The following is a 2,792-nucleotide window of genomic DNA, read 5'->3' on the forward strand; positions in this document are numbered from 1 at the left end:
GTTTGGGTAGGACCTCACACTTTTACTACAGGTTGTCTAGCCCCACTGGCGGGAAGCTATACTATAGACGCCGCTGGAACCGGAGACTTTATTTCTCTAAATGAAGCCGTCATCTCACTCGCTATTTGTGGTATTTCTGCCCCGGTTACTTTTAATGTAGTTGCAGGATCAGGACCTTATAATGAACAAATTGTTATCCCTGAAATAAGTGGGGCAAGTGCAGTCAATACAATTACTTTCAACGGTAATGGCGAAACCTTGACATCCACAACCACTACAGGTGACAGATCACTTATCCTTTTGGATGGAGCAGATTATGTGACCATAGATAATTTAAACCTGGTGACTATTTCTGAGGATAATAACTTTGTGATCCAACTGATAAATGATGCTGATTTCAACACGATTAACAACTGTACAATTGATATGTCCTCTACCTTTATCAATACAGGATCTACCAATGCGGGTATTGTTGTTTCAGGTAGCTTGACAAGTGCAACTTCAACAATAGGTTCACCGGGTACTGATAATACATTTACAAACAATACCATTATCGGTGGGTATTACGGATTGACAATTAATGGAGAGTCGTCAACAAGCAATTCGATGAATAACGTAATCTCAAATAACGTTCTTCAGGATTTCCGATTATATGGTCTATATTTAAGAAGCATCACAAATGCAACAATTACAAACAATGATATCAGCCAGCCTACAAGGGCAAATACAGGCTCAGCTTATGGTATTTACTTTTTGACCAGCGGTGAGAACAATCTCGTGGAGGCAAACAGGATTTATGATTTACATGCAGGTAATCCCACCACCACAAGTCTTGCTTATGGTATCTGGCACTCTGGTGTAAATGCTACAGTGGGTAATCATAACATGGTGGTCAATAACCTTATTTATAATATATATGGCAACGGAACCAACTATGGCCTTTATAACTCCAGCAGTGACGGTGTGTATTACTATCACAATACAGTATCCCTGGATAACACAGCTGCTACAGGAGGAATAACAAGAGGATTTTATCAATTAACTTCTGCATCCAATATAGAAATTAAAAACAACATCATTTCTATAACCCGTGGTGGTACCGGTACTAAATATGCATTGTATTTTGGTACTACAGCTTCCACTATTGCAAGTGATAATAATGTGCTGTATGTAAATGCGCCTGCAGGAACCAATGGTGTAGGTTTTTACTCTACCGCACATGTAACATTGGGCGATTGGCAATTAGCTAATGGCGGTATTTATGACAATGCTTCAGTTGATGCTGACCCGTTGTTTGCAAATCCGCTTGGAGGGGACTTTACGCCAACAAATCCAGCCGTTAATGATATAGGTACCCCGGTGGGCGTACTTGTTGATATAGACGGCATGCCAAGAAGTCTTACAAACCCTGATGCCGGTGCGTATGAATTTACACCCCCGGCCTGTTTACAGCCTTCTGCTTTAACAGCAACCAACATTACAATCACAACTGCTGATCTTGGTTGGACAGAAAACGGAACTGCTACATCTTGGGATATTGAATGGGGAGTTGAAGGGTTTACACCCACAGGCACCCCAACAATTACTGGCACTACTACCAACCCACAACCAATTACAGGTTTAACCGGTAGTACTTCTTACGATTTTTATGTAAGGGCTGATTGTGGCGTTGACGGTATGAGTAACTGGAGCGGACCTTATACATTTACTACAGAATGTGATGTATTTATCGCTCCTTACACTATGGACTTTGAAGCAAGTATGACCAATACACCAAATTGTTGGAGTATTTCAAGTTCAGTGTCCAATGGATGGACATTTGCCACAAGCCCAAGTAATGGCAATAGTTATAGTGACAATACAACAGGTTCCGGTTATTTTGCTTTTGCAGAAGCTTCTTCAACATTTACACCTGATGCTACAATGATCACTCCGCTTATCGATATAAGTGGACTCACCGATCCTAAGTTAGAGTTTTATGTTTACCATTACGACAATGACCCTTCAACAACTAGTGTAAGCAACAGCTTGACTGTTGAAGTACATGATGGTACAGCCTGGAATCAAGTTTATTTTGACAACAATGGAGACGTTGATGCTTGGGAGAGAGTTGAAATAGATTTGACCACATTGACCATTACCGGCAACATTCAGGCACGTTTTATTGTTGATGCAACCGTAGGATCCAATTTTTACAATGATATTGGTATTGATGATGTGTCATTTTATGAAGGCCTTGTATGCCCTGATCCATCAGGCTTAACTGCAAGCAACCTTACCACTTCATCTGCTGATTTAGAATGGACAGAAAATGGAACAGCTACTACCTGGGACATTGAATATGATGCAGCCGGATTTACTCCAACAGGAACACCAACAATTGCAGGTGTTACTACAAATCCATACCCTTTAACCGGGCTTACACCTAATACTATGTATGAGTTTTATGTGAGAGCTGATTGTGGTGGAGGCGATTTAAGTGCTTGGGCCGGGCCATTCCTATTTGAAACACTTCAAATTGTATGTGATGCACCAACCGCATTGACAATTGTTAATGTTACTACATCAACTGCAGATTTTTCTTGGACTGCTTCACCAGATGAAACCAATGGCTACAGTTGGGTTGTCATGGAAGACGGCGATGACCCGTTAACTGACACCCCTGTTGACAGTGGCACCACTGCTACCGGTGTTACTACTGCTTCAGCTTCCGGTCTGGTTGATGATACTGACTATGATTTCTATGTACAAACAAATTGTGGTAGTGGTAATTTAAGTGTTTGGGCAGGTCC

1 protein-coding gene is annotated in these 2,792 nt (G+C 41.3%); it reads left to right on the forward strand.

Annotated elements, in window-relative coordinates; all coding sequences use genetic code 11:
* Positions 1-2,792 (forward strand): fibronectin type III domain-containing protein (locus tag AC6F75_RS06490; protein ID WP_500714143.1); only part of this gene is annotated, 2,792 nt, incomplete at both ends.

This window comes from Planktosalinus sp. (genome assembly GCF_059864935.1).